Raw genomic sequence first — 18,781 nt, forward strand, 5'->3', positions numbered from 1 at the left:
GCCCTGGCCGGCGCGGCCCTGGCGGTGCCGGCGCTGATCGCGCTTTCCTCCCTCGCCGCGCCCTTCGCGGGGGGCGAGGCGGTGACCATCGCGGCGCTGCCCTGGCTGGACCTGGCCTTCCTGCCGCCGGTGGCGGGCGCCATCGGCTGGGCCACGGCGCAGTTCAGCGTCCGTCGCTGGCTGCGGCGCCTGCCGTGAGCCGGCTCTGGCTGCTGCCGGGTATCCCGGCCCTGGTGCTGGTGGCGGGCTTCGCCCTGTTCCTGGGCCAGAGCCGGACGCGGCCGGAGATGCCGCTGCGCCATACCGACGGCATCGCCGTGCTGACCGGCGGGCCGGAGCGGGTGGAGATGGGCCTGCGCCTGCTCTCGGACGGGCTGGCCGACCACCTGATCGTTTCCGGCGTCAGCCGCAGCGCCGAGCTGGGGGATCTGGTCCGCAGCAACAACATCGCCATGGACGAGCTGCCCGGCGCCGAGGCGGAGCCGCCGCCGGTGCGCGGCGCCCCGCCTGGCGTGGCCACCCCCGCCGTCACGCTGGGGCGGCTGGCCACCAGCACCCGCGGCAATGGGCAGGAGATCGCGGCCTGGGCACGGGGGAAGGGTATTCGCTCATTGCGGATCGTCACGGCCGGCTATCATATGCCGCGCGCGATGCTGGAACTGCGCCGCAACCTGCCGGAAGTGGCGCTGGTGCCGCATCCCGTACAGGTGGCGGGGCCGCGTGCCTCGCTGCTGCTGCGGGAATACGCCAAGCTGATCGGCGCCTTCCTCGGCCTCTCCGCCCTCAAGAGCGATTTGCCGCCACGATGAACCCAGAACCCCCCGCCAGCCCGCTCGTGCTGCTGCGCTCGGCGCTGTTCAACCTGCTCTTCTTCGGCCTGACCGCCGGTTGCGTGACGCTGGGGCTGGTGCTGCTGCCCTTTCCGCGCCGGTTGATACGCCGTTACGTGCAGGGCTGGGCGCGGCTGATGCTCTGGCTGCTGCGGGTGGTCTGCGGCATCCATGTGCGGGTGACGGGGCGGGAATACCTGCCGGAGGGCCCGGCGGTGATCGCGGCGAAGCACCAGTCGGCCTTCGACACCATTGTCTGGCTGGCCCTGCTGCCGGACCCTGTCTACGTGCTGAAGCGGGAACTGCTGCGCATTCCGGTCTGGGGCACGCTGGCGCGCAAATACGGTGCCGTGGCGGTGGACCGCACCGGCGGCGCCACCGCTCTGAAGCGCATGGTGCGGGAGGCCGGCGCCGCCGCCGCCGAGGGCTCCCAGATCATCATCTTCCCCGAGGGCACCCGCACCAGCCCCGGCCAGCGCGTGCCCTACCTGCCTGGCGTGGTGGCGCTGGGGGCGGCGGTGGGGCAGCCGATCATTCCGGCGGCGACGGACAGCGGCGTCTTCTGGGGCCGCCGCTCCTTCGCCAAGCGTCCGGGCACGCTGACGGTGGCGGTGCTGCCGCCGCTGCCGGAGGGCCTGCCACGCGCCAAGCTGCTGGCGCAGATGCAGGAAGCGATCGAATCGGAGAGCCTGCGGCTGCTGCCCGCGAACTATCCCCTCCCTGTGGATAATTCTGTGGGATAAGTCAGGAACAGCCTTTCCGCCATTCGCCAAGAAACTGGCCTAAAGGCTTGCGAGTCCTCGATTCACAGCCCTCCAGAAACACCCCGCTCAAGCTTCCGTTCTTTTAAATTATTGTTTTTGCTATGTTTTCATCCGATTCGGAGAACAAGCCGCAAACGTGTCCTGAATGTCACAGGGAAGGACCAAAGCTCTTGTGGACAATTTCAGACGCTGTGGACCGCCAGGCCACCGGGATACTTCTCCACAAGCCTGAAGCGGCCGCCAAAGCCGTGCGGCCCGTGGGCAGCGGCCAGTGCCGCCCCATATGCCCCGTGTGAGAACCCCGACCCAAGCGGCGGCCCAGCCCGCGCCTTCCTCCCCCCGTCCTTCCCGGCTGCGCCGGTGGCTGGCGGGCTTCCTGGTCCTGCTGGCACTGCTGGGCGCCGCCCATGCCGCCCTGCTCTGGTGGATGAGCGGCCAGATCGGCCTGGCGGTGGAGGCCTGGGCCAGGCGGCAGCGCCAGCAGGGCCTGGAAGTGGAATATGGTCCGCCGGAGCGCGGCGGCTGGCCCATGGCGGCGGCGCTGCGTCTGCCCGCACTGCGGCTGGCACGGGACGGCCTCTCCTGGCAGGCGGAGGCGGTGCGGCTTTCCCTCCGTCCCTGGCGCCCCGACCATCTGCTGGTGGAGGCGGAAGGGGCGCAGCAACTGGCCCTGAAGGGCCCGCCCATGCCGCTGCGCGCCGGGGCCTTGCGGGCGGAGCTGACGCTGAACGGCACCGAGATGCCGCTGGCCGGGGCGCTGAACGGCGCGGAGCTGCGGCTGGAGAGCCCCTCAGGCCCCGTGGCGCTGGATGGCCTGCAGGCCAGCTTCGATGCCAGCGGGGGCAGCGGCACCGCCTTCACCGCCCGGCTGCGCGGCCTGACCGCCCCTGGTACCCAGGCGCTGGGCGAGCGGGTGGAGGAAGCCACGCTGCAGGCCATGCTGCATGGCAGCCTCGGCCCTGTCGGTCCGCTGTCGCGCCAGCTGGCGGCCTGGCGCAATGCCGGCGGGCGGCTGGAGGTGCAGGGCATGACGCTGCGCTGGGGCGCCATGGCGGCCAGCGCCGCCGCCACCCTGGCATTGGACGAGGGCTTGCAGCCGAGCGGCGCCGGCACCCTGCGGCTGGCCAATCCGTCCCGCACCCTGGATGCCCTGGCTGGTGCTGGGGTGGTGCAGCCGCGGGCCGCCGGCATGGCCCGGCAGATCCTGCCGCTGCTGACGCGGCTGGATGCCGGCAGCAGCGTGCCGGTGATCGAACTGCCGCTGGTGCTGGAGAAGCAGGCGCTGAGCGCCGCGCGCATCCCGCTGCTGCGCCTGCCGCCCGTGGCCTGGCCGTGATCGCCTGGCCCTGAACGGAGAAGGGGGCCTTTCGGCCCCCTTCGCTGGGTTCAGGTATTCATCGCGTCGAAGAAGTCCTGGTTGGTCTTGCTGTACTTCAGCTTGTCCAACAGGAATTCCATCGCATCCTGCGTGCCCATCGGGTTCAGGATACGGCGCAGCACCCACATCTTGGACAGCGTGCCGCGGTCCACCAGCACTTCTTCCTTGCGGGTGCCGGACTTGGTGATGTCGATGGCCGGGAAGACGCGCTTGTCGGAGAGCTTGCGGTCGAGGATGAGCTCGGAATTGCCCGTGCCCTTGAACTCCTCGAAGATCACCTCGTCCATGCGGCTGCCGGTGTCGATCAGCGCGGTGGCGATGATGGTGAGGCTGCCGCCTTCCTCGATGTTGCGGGCGGCGCCGAAGAAGCGCTTCGGCCGCTGCAGCGCATTGGCGTCCACGCCACCCGTCAGCACCTTGCCGGAGGACGGCACGACGGAGTTGTAGGCACGGCCCAGGCGGGTGATGGAGTCGAGCAGGATGACGACATCGCGCTTGTGCTCGACCAGCCGCTTGGCCTTCTCCAGCACCATCTCGGTGACCTGCACGTGGCGGGTCGCCGGCTCGTCGAAGGTGGAGGCCACCACTTCGCCGCGCACGGTGCGGGCCATATCGGTGACTTCCTCGGGCCGCTCGTCGATCAGCAGCACGATCAGGAAGACATCGGGGTGGTTGGCGCTGATGCTGCGGGCGATGTTCTGCAGCATCACGGTCTTGCCGGTGCGCGGCGGCGCCACCACCAGCGCGCGCTGCCCCATGCCGATGGGGGCCACCAGGTCGATTACCCGGGGCGTGTAGTCCTTCTGCATCCCCTTCGGCGGCGGCTCCGCGTTCTCGTTCTCCATCTTCAGCCGGCGCGTCGGATAGAGCGGGGTGAGGTTGTCGAAGTTGATGCGGTGGCGGAGAGCCTCGGGCGGCTCAAAATTGACGGTATTGACCTTCAGCAGGGCGAAGTAACGCTCGCCATCCTTGGGGGCCCGGATCTGGCCCTCCACCGTGTCGCCGATGCGCAGGCCGAAGCGGCGTACCTGGGCAGGGGAGACATAGATGTCGTCAGGACCCGGCAGGTAGTTCGACTGCGGAGAGCGCAGGAAGCCGAAGCCGTCCGGCAGGATCTCCAGCGTGCCGTCGCCATGGATCGCCTGGTCGTTCTCGGCCAACTGCTTCAGGATCGCGAACATCATGTCCTGCTTGCGCAGGCTGGAGGCATTCTCGATCTGGAGCGACTCGGCGAAAGCCAGCAGGTCGGCGGGGCTTTTGGCCTTGAGTTCAGAAAGATGCATGGGCGGGACGCGTTCCGTTCCGGCATAAAGCAGGGGACACTTCCCAAAGGCATGGCCAAGGCGGCCTGCCCATGTGCGACGAACGCCCGGAGGCGTGAGGTCGTCAATGTCCCGAAAGGATCAAGGAGGGGAGTCTAGGTGGAATGACAGGCCGAAAGACCTGGAAGACCACCATGGACGGGAAGCTCCACAACGCTAAGGTCATGGCCACCGCCTCGTCAATGGGCAAATAGGCGAAACGAGCGGTTCTTCAAGAGGTTCCGGAGGAATTTCCGCCCATGAGGAGGGCGGGGCCAAGGGGCTCCGCCCCCTGGACCCCCGCCGGGGTGGAAAGTCCACCCCGGACCCCGCTGCGAGTTTCGAGATCGGGGCGCAAGGACGCGGCGTGGCGCCAGCGGCCAGCGTTGGAACTTGAAAAAGGCCACGCGGGCTGAAGCCGCAGTCGCCGGAGGTCATGGACCTCCGGCGGAACCACCGTGCCACCGGAACACAGCAGATGGCGGGGCCTGGGGTGACACTGCCACCCCAGCGGGGTGGCCTGGAGGGGCAGCGCCCCTCCAGCAGCGCAAGGTTAGGAGCTTAGCGCCCCAGTCCTTCCCAGAATTCCCGCACCTTGGCGAAGAAGCCTTCGCTTTCGGGGCTGCTCTTGGCCCGCTCGCTGGCCTCGGCCTCGAATTCCTCCAGCAGTTCGCGCTGGCGGGCCGAGAGGTTCTGCGGCGTTTCCACCGCCACCTGCACGTACATGTCGCCCCGCGCCGCCGAGCGCAGCACGGAGAAGCCCTTGCCGCGCAGGCGGAACTGGTCGCCCGACTGCGTACCGGCGGGGATGGTGACGCGGGCGCGGCCGCCGTCGATGACAGGCACTTCCACGGCCTCGCCCAGCGCCGCCTGCGTCATCCGCAGGGGGACGCGCACGTAGATATTGGCGCCGTCCCGCTGGAAGATGCTGTGCGGCAGGAGGCTGATATCGACATAAAGGTCGCCCGGCGGTGCGCCGCGCAGCCCGGCCTCGCCTTCGCCCGAAAGGCGGATGCGGGTGCCGTCCTCGACGCCGGCGGGGATGGTGACGTTCAGCGTCCGCTCCCGCTGCACGCGGCCGGCGCCATGGCAGACCTTGCAGGGGTTCTTCACCACCCGGCCGGTGCCGCCGCAGGTGGGGCAGGCGCGCTCGATCAGGAAGAAGCCCTGCTGGGCGCGCACCTTGCCGGCGCCGCCGCAGGTGCCGCAGGTCTGCGCCGCCGTGCTGCCGCCCTCGGAGCCCGAGCCGGTGCAGGCGTCGCATTGCACGCTGGTCTGGACCCGCACGGTCTGCTTGGCGCCGGCGAAGGCTTCTTCGAGTGTGATCTGTACCTCGGTGCGGAGGTCGGCGCCGCGCCCGGCCGCCTGGCCCTGGCGCTGGCGGCCGCCGCCGCCGAAGCCGAACATCTGCTCGAAGATATCCTCGAAGCCGCTGCCGCCGAAGGGATTGCCGCCGCCGCCACCACCACCGCCCATGCCGCCTTCGAAGGCCGCGTGGCCGTAGCGGTCATAGGCGGCGCGCTTCTCGGCGTCCTTCAGGACGTCATAGGCTTCGCTGCAGTCCTTGAACTTGGCCTCGGCTTCCTTGTCGCCGGGGTTGCGGTCCGGGTGGTACTTCATCGCCAGCTTTCGGTAAGCCTTCTTCAGCTCATCCTCGCTGGCGCCCCGGGCGACACCCAGAACCTCGTAGTAATCCCGCTTGGCCATAGCCGGGTCAGTCCCCCACCTCAGGGTCTATAAGGTTGCGCCCGGCCTCCTCGCGGAAGCCGGGCGCGACGCTCAGTTCACAGGGAAGCCGCGCCTCAGCTCGGCTTCTTCTTGTTCGGGTCGACTTCCTCGAACTCGGCGTCGACCACCTTCTCGCCACCCGGCTGGCCCTGCTGGGCCTGGGCGCCCGGGCCACCCTGGGCCTCGGCACCCTCCTGCGGGGTGGCCTTGTAGATGGCCTCGCCCACCTTCATCGCGGCGGCGGAAAGGCGCTCGCTCGCGGTGTTGATGGCATCGAGGTCGTCGCCGTCCTTGGCGGAGCGCGCGGCGGAAAGGGCGGCCTCGGCCTCACCCTTCTCGGCCTCGGGGATCTTCTCCGCGTTCTCCTTCAGCGACTTCTCCGTGGTGTGGATCAGCGCTTCCAGCTGGTTCTTGGCCTCGACGGCGGCGCGGCGCTTCTTGTCGGCCTCGGCATTCGCCTCGGCGTCCTTCACCATGCGCTCGATATCGGCATCAGACAGGCCGGACTTGGCCTGGATCTTGATCTGCTGCTCCTTGCCCGTGGCCTTATCCTTGGCGGAGACGGAGACGATGCCGTTCGCGTCGATGTCGAAGGTCACCTCGATCTGCGGCATGCCGCGCGGGGCGGGCGGGATGCCCTGCAGGTCGAAGTTGCCCAACAGCTTGTTGTCCGCCGCCATCTCGCGCTCACCCTGGAACACCTTGATGGTGACCGCGGTCTGGTTGTCGTCGGCGGTGGAGAAGGTCTGGGACTTCTTGGTCGGGATCGTGGTGTTGCGGTCGATCAGGCGCGTGAAGACGCCGCCCAGGGTCTCGATGCCCAGCGACAGCGGGGTCACGTCCAGCAGCAGCACGTCCTTGACGTCGCCCTTCAGCACGCCGCCCTGGATGGCGGCACCGATGGCGACCACCTCGTCCGGGTTGACGTTGCGCGCGGGCTCCTTGCCGAAGAAGGTCTTCACCGCCTCGATGACCTTGGGCATGCGGGTCATGCCGCCGACCAGGATCACCTCGTCCACCTCATTGGCGGCCAGGCCGGCATCCTTCAGCGCCTGCTTGCAGGGCTCGAGCGTCCGGGTCACCAGGTCGTCCACCAGCGACTCCAGCTTGGCGCGGGAGAGCTGCAGCACCAGGTGCTTCGGGCCGGAGGCATCGGCGGTGATGAAGGGCAGGTTGATCTCGGTCTGCTTGGCGCTCGACAGCTCGATCTTGGCCTTCTCGGCCGCTTCCTTCAGCCGCTGCAGGGCGAGCTTGTCGCCGCGCAGGTCGATGCCGTTCTCCTTCTTGAACTCATCGGCCAGGTAGTCGATCACGCGCTGGTCGAAGTCCTCGCCACCCAGGAAGGTGTCGCCGTTGGTGGACTTCACCTCGAAGACGCCGTCGCCGATCTCGAGGATGGACACGTCGAAGGTGCCGCCGCCGAGGTCATAGACCGCGATGGTGCCGGAGTGCTTCTTGTCCATGCCATAGGCCAGGGCGGCGGCCGTCGGCTCGTTGATGATGCGCAGCACTTCCAGGCCGGCGATGGCGCCGGCTTCCTTGGTGGCCTGGCGCTGGCTGTCGTTGAAGTAGGCGGGGACGGTGATGACCGCCTGCGTCACCTTCTCGCCGAGGTAGTTCTCGGCGGTTTCCTTCATCTTGGTCAGCACATTGGCGCTGATCTGCTGCGGCGCCTGCTTCTGGCCGCCGGCCTCGACCCAGGCATCGCCATTGTCGGCGCGGATGATCTTGAAGGGGGCCAGGCCCGCTTCCTTCTTGACCATGGCGTCATCGAAACGGCGGCCGATCAGGCGCTTGACGGCATAGAGCGTGTCGGTCGGGTTGGTCACGGCCTGCCGCTTGGCAGCCTGGCCGACCAGACGCTCACCATTCTTGGTGAAGGCGACCATGGACGGCGTGGTGCGCGCGCCCTCGGCGTTCTCCAGCACCTTGACCTCGCTGCCTTCCATGATGGCGACGCAGCTATTGGTCGTGCCGAGATCGATGCCGATAACTTTGCTCATCCGAATTCTCCTTCTGGCGGATGGGGGCGGCCCGATCGAGGCGCCGCGCCCATCCCCGGTTTGCTCACGTAGCGGATGGGGTGAATGGGACCGGCCGGGCCCTGGAAAGGCGGGGCCGGCCTATGCCACCGATGTATTGGCCCCAGGCCCTCCGGACAAGAGTGGGGCCTGGAACCATGCGTAAAAATTGTGCAGGCAGAGGACCCGCGGCCGGAAGGGCCGGAAGCCCTCAGGCGGTCTCAGAGACGCCTTCGCCGGCCACCACCACCATGGCGGGCTTCAGCAGGCGGCCGTTCAGCGTCCAGGCCGGGGTCCAGGCCTGGATCACGGTGCCGGCGGCCACGCCTTCCGGCGGCGGCTGCTGCGCCATCGCCTGGTGCAGCTCGGGGTCGAAGGGCTTGCCGGCGGGGTCCTGCTTGGCGATGCCGTTGCGCTCCAGGATGGAGATGAAGTTGCGCTCCACGCCCTCGAAGCCGCCGCGCAGCTTGGCCAGCAGCTCCGGCTCGTCCTCGGCCGGGGCGGGCAGTGCATCGAGGCCGCGGCGCAGGTTCTCGGCCGCCTCCACCACGTCGCGGGCGAATTTCTGCACGGCGTACTGGCGGGCGTCATCCACCTCGCGCTTGGTGCGGGCGCGCAGGTTCTGCATCTCGGCTTCCGAGCGCAGCCAGCGGTCCTTCAGCTGCGTCACCTCCGCCTCCAGCTCCGCGATGCGCGCCATGGCATCGGCCGGCTGCTGCGGCTGCTGCTGGTTCTGCTCCGTCTCGGCTGCGGGAGGGGGCGTATGGGTCTGCTCGTTCATCGGGCGTTCATTCTTCATGCAACTGCGGGGGAGCCCGGATGGGTCCGGTCGGCCCTCCACCTAAGCGCGGAAAGGGCTGGGGACAAGTTGTTGCGCGGCAGCATCCCGCGCAGCGATGCCCTTGACCCTGGCGCGGGGGATGGCATCTCCACCTCATCATGCAGCCGCCCCCTGACAGCGCGCGAGTCGCGCGGCCCCGCGTCGCCATTGTTCTGTTCAACCTCGGGGGACCGGATTCCCCCGAGGCGGTGCGGCCCTTCCTGACCAATCTCTTCACCGACCCGGCCATTCTGCGGATGCCGGGCTTCGTGCGGCAGCCGCTGGGGCGCTTCGTCGCCTGGCGCCGCACCAAGGCGGCGAGCGAGAACTACGCCATCCTCGGCGGCCGCTCCCCGCTGCTGCCGCTGACGGAGGAGCAGGGCGCCGCGCTGCAAGGCGCGCTGGGCGAGGATATCGAGGCGCGCTGCTTCATCGCCATGCGCTACTGGCATCCCTTCTCGGAGGCCACCGCGCGGGCCGTCAAGGAATGGGGCGCCGAGGAAGTGGTGCTGCTGCCGCTCTACCCGCAATTCTCCACCACCACGACCGGCTCCTCCATCACCGCCTGGAACGAGGCCTGCGCCAGGGTCGGGCTCTCGCTGCCCACCCGCACCCTCTGCTGCTGGCATTCCGACGACGGCTTCGCCCAGGCCACCGCCGCCATCCTGCGCCGGAGCTACGAGGAAGCGCGGGCGCAGGTGCCGGAGGGGACGAAGCTGCGCGTCCTCTTCTCCGCCCATGGCCTGCCCGAGACCATCGTGAAGCAGGGCGACCCCTACCAGTGGCAGGTGGAGCGCACCGCCGAGGCCATCGTGGAGGCCTGGGGCCTGGGGGGGCTGGACTGGCAGATCTGCTACCAGTCCCGCGTCACGCCGCAGAAATGGCTCGGCCCTTCCACCGAGGAGGCGCTGCACAAGGCGGCCGAGGACAAGGTGGCCGTGCTGGTCCACCCGCTGGCCTTCGTGTCCGAGCATTCCGAGACGCTGGTGGAGCTGGACGTGGAATACCGGGAACTGGCGCATAAGCTGGGCGTGCCCGGCTACCACCGCTGCCCCACCCAGAACAGCGACCCCGCCTTCATCGCGGCCATGGCCGCCCTGGTGCACCGGGTGCGCGATGCCGGGGAGCGGCGGCTCTGTTCCTTCGCCGGCGCGCGGCAATGCCCCAAGGTGCATTCCGGCTGCCCCCATACCGGCGTGAAGCCGCCGCGCGCCCAGTCCGCCAAGGTGCCGGCATGACCGCCCGTCCCGCCGCCGTCCTCTTCGATTGCGACGGCGTGCTGGCCGATAGCGAGGCGCTGGTGAACGGCATCGTCGCCGAGGACCTGACCGCCCGCGGCTGGCCGATCACGGCGGAGCAGTGCCAGGGCATCTTCCTCGGCCGCGCCATCCCGGACATGGTGCCGGTGATCGAGCGGCAGGTCGGCCCGCTGCCGGCGGAATGGCCGATGGAACTGGCCGGCGTCATCGCCGCCCGCATGCGGCAGGCGACGCCGCCCATGCCCGGCGCCCTGGCCGTGGTGCAGGCCATGGCGGCGGCCGGAATCCCCCTGGCCTGCGCCAGTAATTCCGGGCGCGATGAGCTGGAGGCCAAGCTCGCGGGCCTGGGCCTCGCGCCCTTCTTCGGCGAGCGTGTCTTCTCCTACCAGGATGTGCCGCGCCCCAAGCCGGCGCCCGACATGTACCTGGCCGCCGCCGCCGCCTGCGGCGCCGACCCGCGCGATTGCGTGGTGGTGGAGGACAGCGCGCTGGGCACCCGCGCCGGCATCGCCGCCGGCTGCCGCGTCATGGGCTTCGCCCACGAGACCCCCGCCGCCCTGCTGGAAGCCGAGGGGGCCACGCCCTTCGCCCGCATGGAGGACCTGCCCCGCCTGCTGGGAATCGCCGCATGACGATCGACGCGCTGGCTGCCTTCTATCCCTGGACCAAGGCGCTGCACCTGATCTCGGTCTTCGCCTGGATGGCGGGGATGTTCTACCTGCCGCGCCTCTATGTCTATCACACGCCGGCGCCGGCGGGCGGCGAGCGCAGCGAGATGCTGAAGGTGATGGAGCGCCGCCTGCTGCGCGCCATCATCAACCCGGCCATGGCGGCGGCCTGGATCTTCGGCATCACCCTGGTGCTGACGCCGGGCGTGGTGGATTGGTCCGCTGGCTGGTGGCACGGCAAGATGACCGGCTTCCTGCTGATGAGCGCCTTCCACGGCCACCTCGCCGCCGCGCGCAAGAGCTTCGAGCGCGATGAGCGGAAGCATTCCGAACGCTACTGGCGCATCGCGAACGAGGTGCCGACGCTGCTGCTGATCCTGATCGTCATCATGGTGATCGTGCGGCCATTCTGAGCGGGGCGGGGGCTCGCCTCCGCCTGGGCGCGGCGCCAGCAGCGGCCTCCCGCGGGGGGGCGGGGCGGGCGCAAACATACGGCCTGCTGCAACCCGCGGCGGCGCAGCGGCATCTTTCCCTCCAAGCGGGGCCGTTTGGGCGCCTCGCCCCGGCAGAAAGGGGAAGGCCACCATGTCCGCCACGTCAGACCCGTCCCCGGCGCCGCGCAAGGGCTTGATGGAGGGCGTCAACAGGCCGGTCTTCTTCTGGGCGGCCGGCATCACCGCCGTCTTCGTGCTGGCTGGCATCGTGGCGCCCGGAGCTTCCGCCGCCTTCTTCAGCACCTTGCAGGCATGGATCGTGGCCGATTTCGGCTGGTTCTACCTGCTTTCCGTCGCGATCTTCCTGTTGTTCATGCTGCTGCTGGGCTTCACCGGGCACGGCCGCGTCAAGCTCGGCCCCAACCACTCGGAGCCCGACTACAGCTACGGCGCCTGGTTCTCCATGCTCTTCGCCGCCGGCATGGGCATCGGGCTGGTGTTCTTCGGCGTGGCGGAACCCATCAAGCACTTCACCACCCCGCCGGTGGGGGACCCGGCGACGGTGGAGGCCGCGCGGACGGCCATGCAGATCAGCTACTTCCACTGGGGCCTGCATGCCTGGGCGGTTTATGCGGTGATCGGCCTCAGCCTGGCCTATTTCTCCTATCGCCACGGCCTGCCGCTGACGATGCGCTCGGCGCTCTATCCCATCATCGGCGAGCGTATCCATGGCCCGATCGGGCATGCGGTGGACATCTTCGCCACCATCGGCACGCTCTTCGGCGTCGCCACCTCGCTGGGCCTCGGCGTGCTGCAGGTGAATGCGGGGTTCAACCACGTCATGGGCTGGCCCATCGCCTTCTGGGTGCAGTTGCCGCTGATCGCGGTGATCACCGCCATGGCCACGATCTCGGTCGCCACCGGGCTCGACAAGGGCATCAAGTTCCTGTCGAACCTGAACATGGTGATGGCGTCGGCGCTGATGCTGTTCATCTTCGTGGTGGGCCCCACCACCTTCCTGCTGCGCGCCTTTGTGCAGAACCTCGGCGCCTATCTCGACCAGTTCATCCTGCGCACCTTCTACATGTACGCCTATGCGCCGAACGACGTGCCGGCCGAATGGCTGGGCGACTGGACGCTGTTCTACTGGGGCTGGTGGGTGGCGTGGTCGCCCTTTGTGGGCATGTTCATCGCCCGCATCTCCCGCGGCCGCACCATCCGCGAGTTCGTCATGGGCGTGCTGCTGGTGCCAGCCGGCTTCTCCTTCGCCTGGATGACGGTCTTCGGCGACGCCGCCATCTTCCTGCACCTCTACCAGGGCAACACCGCCGTCTCGGACGCCGTGGCCAGGGACGTGACGCTGGCCCTCTTCGTGTTCCTAGAGCAGTACCCGCTGGGCACCTACGTCTCCTGGTTCGCCATGGCGCTGATCGTGTTCTTCTTTGTCACGGGCGCCGACAGCTCCGCCCTGGTGATCGACACCATCACCTCGGGCGGGCGGGAGGATGGGCCGGTGTGGCGCCGGGTCTTCTGGGCCATCCTGGGCGGCGTGATCGCGGCGGTGCTGCTGAGCACGGGCGGGCTGGACGCGCTGCAGACCGCCTCCATCGCCAGCGCGCTGCCCTTCACGATGGTGATGCTGGTGATGTGCTGGGGCCTGTGGCGCGGCTTGCAGCGGGAAGGGCTGCGGCAGGACGCGCTGGCGCAGAGCCTGCGGCCGCGCCAGGGGCTGAGCTGGCAGCGGCAGCTTCACGGCATCCTGGCGCATCCGCGCCGGCCGGAAGCCGAGCGCTTTCTGCGCGACACGGCGCAGCCGGTGCTGGAGGCCGTGGCCGCCGAGCTGCGGCAGCGCGGGCTGGAAGCCGAGGTGACGGTGCGGGAGGACCGCCTGCACCTGACCGCCATGCCCGGCTCGCCCGAGGAGTTCCAGTACGGCGTGCGCCTGCGCCGCTACGAGACGCCGAGCTACGCCTACATGGAGCGGGAGAAGGACCACGAGCATTTCTTCCGCGCCGAGGTGTTCCTGGAAACCGGCGGGCAGGACTACGACGTCATGGGCTTCACGCGGGACGAGCTGATGCAGGACGTGCTGCAGCAATACGACCGGCACTTCCAGTACCTGCACGCCGTGCGCGCGGGCTGAGGAAGGCCCGGATGGGCGGGGGCGACGCTTGACGGCGCGCAGCCCCCCCGCGCATTGGCCTTCTGCAGCAACAGCAGGGTCCGCCGTCCATGAGCACGCTCCGCATCGGCATCGCCGGCATTTCCGGCCGCATGGGCCGCCTTCTGGCTGAGGAAGTCCTGGCCGCCGGTGCCCAGTTGGCGGGCGGCACGGCGCGCAGCGGCGGCATGGAGGGGGTGACGCTGTTTTCCGACAGCGGCGCGCTCTTCGCCGCCAGCGACGTGGTGATCGACTTCACCCATGCTTCCCTGGCGGCCACCCACGCGGCCCTGGCGGCGACGCACCGCAAGCCTTTCGTGCTCGGCAGTTCCGGCCTTTCGGCGGAGCAGGAGGCGGCGGTGGCCCAGGCCGCCCGTGTCACGCCCATCGTCTACGCCGCTAATTTCGCGCCGGGCGTGAACCTGCTCTTCGCGCTGGCCGAGCGCATGGCCGCCGCCCTGCCGGGCGATGAATACGACGCCGAGATCGTGGAGATGCACCACCGGCAGAAGGTGGATTCGCCTTCCGGCACCGCCATCGGCCTGGGGCGGGCGGTGGCGCGCGGGCGCGGCACGACGCTGGAGGAATGCGGCATGGAGAGTGGCCGGGACGGCCATACCGGGCCGCGCCAGACCGGCGCCATCGGCTTCGCGGCGCTGCGCGGCGGGCAGGTGGTGGGGGAGCACACGCTGCTCTTCGCCGCCGGCAACGAGCAGATCGCGCTGACCCACCGTTCCTTTGACCGGCGCGTCTATGCGGTGGGCGCGGTGCGGGCGGCGCGCTGGGTCTCCGGCCGGGCGCCGGGCCTCTACGACATGAAGCACGTGCTGGGCATGGGCTGACCCGCGCCCGGAGTTCCGGCGCGGGGGCCAGCGGAACGGCCAGGCCCACGCCAGTCCTGGCCACTGGCGTCATGCCGGTGGGGCGGGCGGCGCATGCCAACCCCGTCCCCAAGCGCCCTTGACCCCTTGTGCCACCCCTGCGAAACAGCCCCGCCCGGATCTCCGGGGGATAGCCAGGCCGGGGCGAGCCGGTCGCCATCGCGACAAGAGGACGATAAGGCCATGCGCGACAAGGGCGAATACCTGTTTACCTCGGAATCCGTTTCCGAAGGCCATCCCGACAAGGTCGCGGACCGCATCAGCGACACGGTGCTGGACGCCTTCCTGGAAGCCGACCCCTATTCCCGCGTGGCCTGCGAGACGCTGGTCACCACGAATCGCATCGTCCTGGCCGGCGAGACCCGTGGCCCCGGCAGCGTGACGCATGAGCTGCTGGCCCACCTGGCCCGCATGGCCGTGCATGACATCGGCTACGACCAGGAAGGCTTCTCCTGGCGCAATGCCGATGTCTCGGTCCATCTGCACGCGCAGTCCGCCCATATCGCGCAGGGCGTGGACGCGGCGGGCAACAAGGACGAAGGCGCCGGCGACCAGGGCATCATGTTCGGTTACGCCTGCACCGAGACGCCGGACCTGATGCCGGCGCCGCTGTATTATTCCCACCTGATCCTGCGCCGCATCAGCGAGCTGCGCCGCGTCAAGGACAAGACGGTCGCCGGTCTGCTGCCGGACGCCAAGTCCCAGGTGACGCTGCGCTACGTGGACGGCAAGCCGGTCGGCGTGACCTCCGTCGTGGTCTCCACCCAGCATGAGGAGGGGATGACGCAGGAGCAGGTGCGCGAGCTGGTGCGCCCGATCGTCGCCACCTCCCTGCCCGAGGGCTGGACGGTGCCCGAGGACGAGTTCTACGTGAACCCGACCGGCACCTTCGTGATCGGCGGCCCCGATGGCGACTGCGGCCTGACCGGCCGCAAGATCATCGTGGATACCTACGGCGGCGCGGCCCCGCATGGCGGCGGCGCCTTCTCCGGCAAGGACCCGACCAAGGTGGACCGCTCGGCCGCCTATGCCTGCCGCTACCTCGCCAAGAACGTGGTGGCCGCCGGCCTGGCCGAGAAGTGCACCATCCAGGTCTCCTACGCGATCGGCGTCTCCAAGCCGCTCTCGGTCTATTTCGACCTGCACGGCACCGGCCGTGACATCGACGAGACCAAGCTGGCCAAGGTCGTCAACGAGATGGTCAACCTCTCGCCGCGCGGCATCCGGGAGCACCTGCACCTGAACCGCCCGATCTATGTGCCGACCTCCGCCTATGGCCATTTCGGCCGTACGCCGGATGCCGACCTGGGCACCTTCACCTGGGAACAGACCGACCTGGCGGATGAGCTGAAGCGCGCCTTCGGCCGCTGATCCTTTCTCGCGTATCATGCTGCGGGGGGCGGTGCCGGCTGGCATCGCCCCCTTCCGCGTAATGGGCCCCCGACCATGACCGAAGACACCGCCGAAACCCCCCCGCCGGTTCCCGACCGCCTTTACGGCCGCCGTCGTGGCCACCCGCTGCGCCCGCGCCAGCAGGCGCTGCTGGATGTCACGCTGCCCCGCCTGCGCCTTTCGGCCGAGGACGCGGCGCGCGACCCCGCCGCCGCCTTCGCCACCCCGGTCGAGGAGGTCTGGCTGGAGGTCGGCTTCGGCGGTGGCGAGCACAGCCACGCGCAGATGCTGGCGAACCCCCGGGTCGGCCTCATCGCCTCCGAGGTCTTCGAGAACGGCATCTGCTCCCTGCTCGGCAAGCTGGTGCCGGAGGGGGGCGAGGCCACGGCGCCGCTGCCGCCCAACCTGCGGCTCTGGACCGAGGATGCGCGGCGGCTGATCCGCTCCCTGCCGCAGGGCAGCCTGTCGCGGCTGTTCCTGATGTTCCCGGACCCCTGGCCCAAGGCGCGGCATGCCAAGCGGCGCTTCGTGCATCCCTCCATCCTGCCGGCGCTGGCCGCCGCCATCCGCCCCGGCGGGCAATGGCGCATTGCCACCGACGACCCCACCTACCAGCAATGGGTGATCGAGGTGATGGAAGCGCAGGACCTGTTCCGGCGCGTTTCGCTGGACCTGACCCGGCCGGAAGGCTGGCCGCCGACGCGCTACGAGGCCAAGGCGCTGCGCGAGGGCCGGCAGCCGATGTACTGGGTGTGGGAACGCGCCTGATGCGTTGCAGCCGGCCGCGCCCGCATTAACTTGCAGCGGGCCCAGGCCCGCTGCCACCAATCCCTGAAGCACCGGATGCGAAGGAGACCGCAGCCATGACTCATCCCCAGGCACGCCGCGCGGCGGTTTCGCATCCCTCCCGGCGCCTGGCCGCGGCGGTGGCGGGCTGGCACCGGGCGCTGCTCAATGCCCAGGCGGCGGGCCACCCGGCCGGTGGCAACCCTTACGCGCTGCTGCAGGCGGTGATGCACGACCCCGATTTCGCCTGGCTGCGCCGGCTGAGCGACCTGATCCTGCGCATCGACGAGGCCAATGCCAAGGGCGCCACGCCCTCGCCCGAGGCCATGCAGGGCTTCCTGGCCACCGCCTTGTCCCTGACCAGCGGCGAGGATGCCGAGTTCCAGCAGCGCCAGCAGCGTTTCCTGCTGCGGCCGGAGGTGGCTTCGGCCCGTGCCGCCGTGCAGTCCACGCTGGATGAGCTGCGGCAGGCGGCGCAGCAATGAGCCTGACGGAAGCGGAGGTCGAGGCGGCCGAGGCCGCGCTGCGTGAGGCCATGCTGCGCGGCCATGTCGAGGCGCTGGACCGCCTGCTGGCGGATGAGCTGATCTTCACCAGCCACACCGGCCACATCATGGGCAAGGCCGAGGACCTCGCCGCCCACCGCGACCGCCTGCTGCGCCTCAGCCGTGTGGATGTCTCCGACCGCCAGATCCGCCTGGCGGGCGATGCCGCCGTGGTGACGCTGCGGGCCGAGATGGCCGGCACCTGGGATGGCAACGCCTTCGTGGGTGCCTTCCGCTACAGCCGCTTCTGGCGGCGGGAGGCCACGGGGCTGCGGGTGCTGGCGGCGCATTGCTCGGGCGCGGCGGTGGCCTGAGGCAGCCGGTGCTGAACCCCGCCTCGCCCCTGGCCCGGCTGCTGGACGGGCCGATGCGCCCGGGTGTCCTGCGCTGGATCGGGCTGCGCCCCGCCCGGCGCGCGGCCATGCGGGTGGTGGAGGAAGCCGTGCTGCTGGTCGGGCAGGGGCTGGAGGGCGACCGCTATGCCGGCCGCAACGGCGCCCGGCAGGTGACGCTGATCCAGGCCGAGCACCTGCCCGCCATCGGCGCCTATCTGGGGCAGGAGGCTGTGGCGCCGGAGCGGCTGCGGCGGAACCTGGTGGTCTCCGGCCTTAACCTGCTGGCGCTGAAGGGCCGGCGCTTCCGGATGGGGGAGGCGGTGCTGGAGATGACCGGCGAATGCCACCCCTGTTCCCGCATGGAGGAGGAATTCGGCCCCGGCGGCTACAACGCCGTGCGCGGCCATGGCGGCATCACCGCGCGGGTGCTGGAGGGCGGCGCCATCCGGCTGGGCGATGCGGTGGCGCGGCTGGATTGAGGGAAAGCATGGTTCAGGTGGAACCGAGGCTGGGCTGCGGCGCGGCCATCGTGGTGGATGGCCGCATCCTGCTGATCCGGCGGCTGAAGGCACCGGAGGCAGGCTGCTGGGGCCTGCCCGGCGGCAAGGTGGATCTTTACGAGGCCGCGGCGGCGGCGGTGGAGCGCGAGGTGCGGGAGGAGACCGGTATCGGCATCCGCGCCGAAAGGCTGCTCTGCGTGGTGGACCAGATCGACCGTGCCGGCGGCCAGCACTGGTTCGCGCCCATCTATCTGGCCACCGCTTTCACGGGCCAGCCGCGCATCCTGGAGCCGGGCAAGCATGACGGGCTAGGCTGGTTTCCGCTGGAAGGAACGCCGGCGGCACTGACCTGTGCCACGCTGGCGGCATTGCGGGCGCTGCGCCAGGGCTGAGCCGCCTCAGCCCGGCGCGCGCAGCACCAGCACGCGGGCGGCGCCATGCGTCCGCTCCGCCAGGATGTCGAAGCCGGGCAGGGCGGGCTCTTCCTCCCGCCCCAGCTCGGCGCAGATCAGGGCACCGGGGGCGATCCAGCCGGCGGCACCCAGCGCGGCTAGGGCGCGGGGCACCAGATCCTTGCCATAGGGAGGGTCCAGGAAGACCAGGGCGCAGGGCACCTTGGCGCGGGGCGGGCGGGTGGCATCGGCGGCCAGCACGGTGGCGGCGGCGTCTTCCCGGCACGCGGCGATATTGGCCCGCAGCGCGGCCAGCGCCGCGCGATCCTGCTCGATGAAGCTGGCATGAGCGGCGCCGCGCGAGAGCGCCTCCAGCCCCAGCGCCCCGGTGCCGGCGAAGGCATCCAGCACCGCCTGCCCCTCGACCGCTGCGCGGCCGGCCCAGGGAGCGTGCCAGAGCATGTCGAAGAGCGCCTGCCGCATCCGCTCGGCGGTGGGGCGGGTGGTGGCGGCGCCGGCGGGAGCGGCCAGCTTCCGGCCGCGATGGCGGCCGGCGACGATGCGCATGGCCCGCTAGTCGCGCGGG

The 18,781-nt window shown here is 70.0% G+C and carries 19 protein-coding genes and 1 pseudogene; 15 read left to right on the plus strand and 5 right to left on the minus strand.

Features of this window, described 5'->3' with window-relative positions:
• The 4 genes and pseudogenes from IBL25_RS16190 to IBL25_RS16205 all read left to right on the plus strand — a co-directional run.
• Positions 1 to 198 (plus strand): annotated as a pseudogene (locus IBL25_RS16190) (cell division protein FtsX); the annotation flags it as partial.
• Complete coding sequence (locus tag IBL25_RS16195; RefSeq protein ID WP_239418235.1) at positions 195 to 809, plus strand: YdcF family protein; 615 nt, start codon at positions 195 to 197, stop codon at positions 807 to 809. The pseudogene IBL25_RS16190 and the gene IBL25_RS16195, both read left to right, overlap by 4 nt.
• Entirely contained in the window at positions 806 to 1,573 is a 768-nt protein-coding gene (locus IBL25_RS16200; protein WP_187779578.1) for a lysophospholipid acyltransferase family protein, read from the plus strand. Before IBL25_RS16195 ends, IBL25_RS16200 begins: the two co-directional genes overlap by 4 nt.
• A gap of 304 nt (positions 1,574 to 1,877) precedes the next feature.
• On the plus strand, positions 1,878 to 2,930 hold the full coding sequence (locus tag IBL25_RS16205; protein WP_187779579.1) for a DUF2125 domain-containing protein: 1,053 nt from the start codon (positions 1,878 to 1,880) through the stop codon (positions 2,928 to 2,930).
• 50 nt (positions 2,931 to 2,980) lie between these two features.
• Here the strand turns inward: IBL25_RS16205 and rho are convergent, their stop codons facing one another.
• The 4 genes from rho to IBL25_RS16225 form a co-directional block, all read right to left on the minus strand.
• Entirely contained in the window at positions 2,981 to 4,255 is a 1,275-nt protein-coding gene (rho, locus tag IBL25_RS16210) for a transcription termination factor Rho (protein WP_187779580.1), read from the minus strand.
• Positions 4,256 to 4,834: 579 nt separating this feature from the next.
• On the minus strand, positions 4,835 to 5,980 hold the full coding sequence (gene dnaJ / locus IBL25_RS16215; protein ID WP_187779581.1) for a molecular chaperone DnaJ: 1,146 nt from the start codon (positions 5,978 to 5,980) through the stop codon (positions 4,835 to 4,837).
• A 95-nt stretch (positions 5,981 to 6,075) separates the two neighbouring features.
• Positions 6,076 to 8,004, minus strand: coding sequence for a molecular chaperone DnaK (dnaK, locus tag IBL25_RS16220; protein ID WP_187779582.1), 1,929 nt, complete (start codon positions 8,002 to 8,004; stop codon positions 6,076 to 6,078).
• Between the two features lie 229 nt (positions 8,005 to 8,233).
• Entirely contained in the window at positions 8,234 to 8,803 is a 570-nt protein-coding gene (locus IBL25_RS16225) for a nucleotide exchange factor GrpE (protein ID WP_238940480.1), read from the minus strand.
• Positions 8,804 to 8,961: 158 nt separating this feature from the next.
• Between IBL25_RS16225 and hemH the strand changes: the two genes are divergently transcribed.
• The 11 genes from hemH to IBL25_RS16280 all read left to right on the plus strand — a co-directional run bounded on the left by hemH (position 8,962) and on the right by IBL25_RS16280 (position 18,195).
• Positions 8,962 to 10,080: a ferrochelatase gene (gene hemH, locus IBL25_RS16230; protein ID WP_187779584.1), complete on the plus strand. Its 1,119-nt coding sequence runs from the start codon at positions 8,962 to 8,964 to the stop codon at positions 10,078 to 10,080.
• Positions 10,077 to 10,733, plus strand: coding sequence for an HAD family hydrolase (locus IBL25_RS16235; protein WP_187779585.1), 657 nt, complete (start codon positions 10,077 to 10,079; stop codon positions 10,731 to 10,733). The genes hemH and IBL25_RS16235 overlap by 4 nt, the downstream gene beginning before the upstream one ends.
• Positions 10,730 to 11,182: a protoporphyrinogen oxidase HemJ gene (gene hemJ, locus IBL25_RS16240; RefSeq protein ID WP_187779586.1), complete on the plus strand. Its 453-nt coding sequence runs from the start codon at positions 10,730 to 10,732 to the stop codon at positions 11,180 to 11,182. Before IBL25_RS16235 ends, hemJ begins: the two co-directional genes overlap by 4 nt.
• Positions 11,183 to 11,354: 172 nt before the next feature.
• Positions 11,355 to 13,346, plus strand: coding sequence for a BCCT family transporter (locus IBL25_RS16245; RefSeq protein ID WP_187779587.1), 1,992 nt, complete (start codon positions 11,355 to 11,357; stop codon positions 13,344 to 13,346).
• Between the two features lie 89 nt (positions 13,347 to 13,435).
• On the plus strand, positions 13,436 to 14,206 hold the full coding sequence (gene dapB / locus IBL25_RS16250) for a 4-hydroxy-tetrahydrodipicolinate reductase (RefSeq protein ID WP_187779588.1): 771 nt from the start codon (positions 13,436 to 13,438) through the stop codon (positions 14,204 to 14,206).
• A gap of 222 nt (positions 14,207 to 14,428) precedes the next feature.
• Positions 14,429 to 15,616, plus strand: coding sequence for a methionine adenosyltransferase (metK, locus tag IBL25_RS16255; protein ID WP_187779589.1), 1,188 nt, complete (start codon positions 14,429 to 14,431; stop codon positions 15,614 to 15,616).
• A gap of 75 nt (positions 15,617 to 15,691) precedes the next feature.
• The gene (gene trmB / locus IBL25_RS16260; RefSeq protein WP_187779590.1) at positions 15,692 to 16,405 is read left to right on the plus strand and encodes a tRNA (guanine(46)-N(7))-methyltransferase TrmB; all 714 of its coding nucleotides are present in this window, start codon (positions 15,692 to 15,694) and stop codon (positions 16,403 to 16,405) included.
• Positions 16,406 to 16,500: 95 nt separating this feature from the next.
• A complete protein-coding gene (locus tag IBL25_RS16265; protein WP_187779591.1) occupies positions 16,501 to 16,908 on the plus strand; it encodes a hypothetical protein in 408 nt (135 codons plus the stop codon).
• Positions 16,905 to 17,282, plus strand: a complete 378-nt coding sequence (locus IBL25_RS16270) for a nuclear transport factor 2 family protein (RefSeq protein ID WP_187779592.1) — start codon at positions 16,905 to 16,907, stop codon at positions 17,280 to 17,282. Before IBL25_RS16265 ends, IBL25_RS16270 begins: the two co-directional genes overlap by 4 nt.
• A gap of 8 nt (positions 17,283 to 17,290) precedes the next feature.
• Positions 17,291 to 17,782 (plus strand): MOSC domain-containing protein, encoded by a 492-nt coding sequence (locus IBL25_RS16275; protein ID WP_367615624.1) that lies wholly within the window; start codon positions 17,291 to 17,293, stop codon positions 17,780 to 17,782.
• Positions 17,783 to 17,790: 8 nt separating this feature from the next.
• Positions 17,791 to 18,195 carry an NUDIX domain-containing protein gene (locus IBL25_RS16280; RefSeq protein ID WP_187779593.1) on the plus strand — a complete coding sequence of 135 codons (405 nt, stop codon included), beginning with the start codon at positions 17,791 to 17,793 and terminating at the stop codon, positions 18,193 to 18,195.
• A gap of 6 nt (positions 18,196 to 18,201) precedes the next feature.
• Here IBL25_RS16280 and rsmD read toward each other — a convergent pair whose 3' ends face one another.
• A complete protein-coding gene (gene rsmD, locus IBL25_RS16285; protein ID WP_187779594.1) occupies positions 18,202 to 18,762 on the minus strand; it encodes a 16S rRNA (guanine(966)-N(2))-methyltransferase RsmD in 561 nt (186 codons plus the stop codon).
• Positions 18,763 to 18,781 lie beyond the last annotated feature (19 nt).

This window comes from Pseudoroseomonas ludipueritiae (assembly GCF_014490445.1).
In the GTDB taxonomy this organism is placed as follows: Bacteria; Pseudomonadota; Alphaproteobacteria; order Acetobacterales; family Acetobacteraceae; genus Pseudoroseomonas; species Pseudoroseomonas ludipueritiae.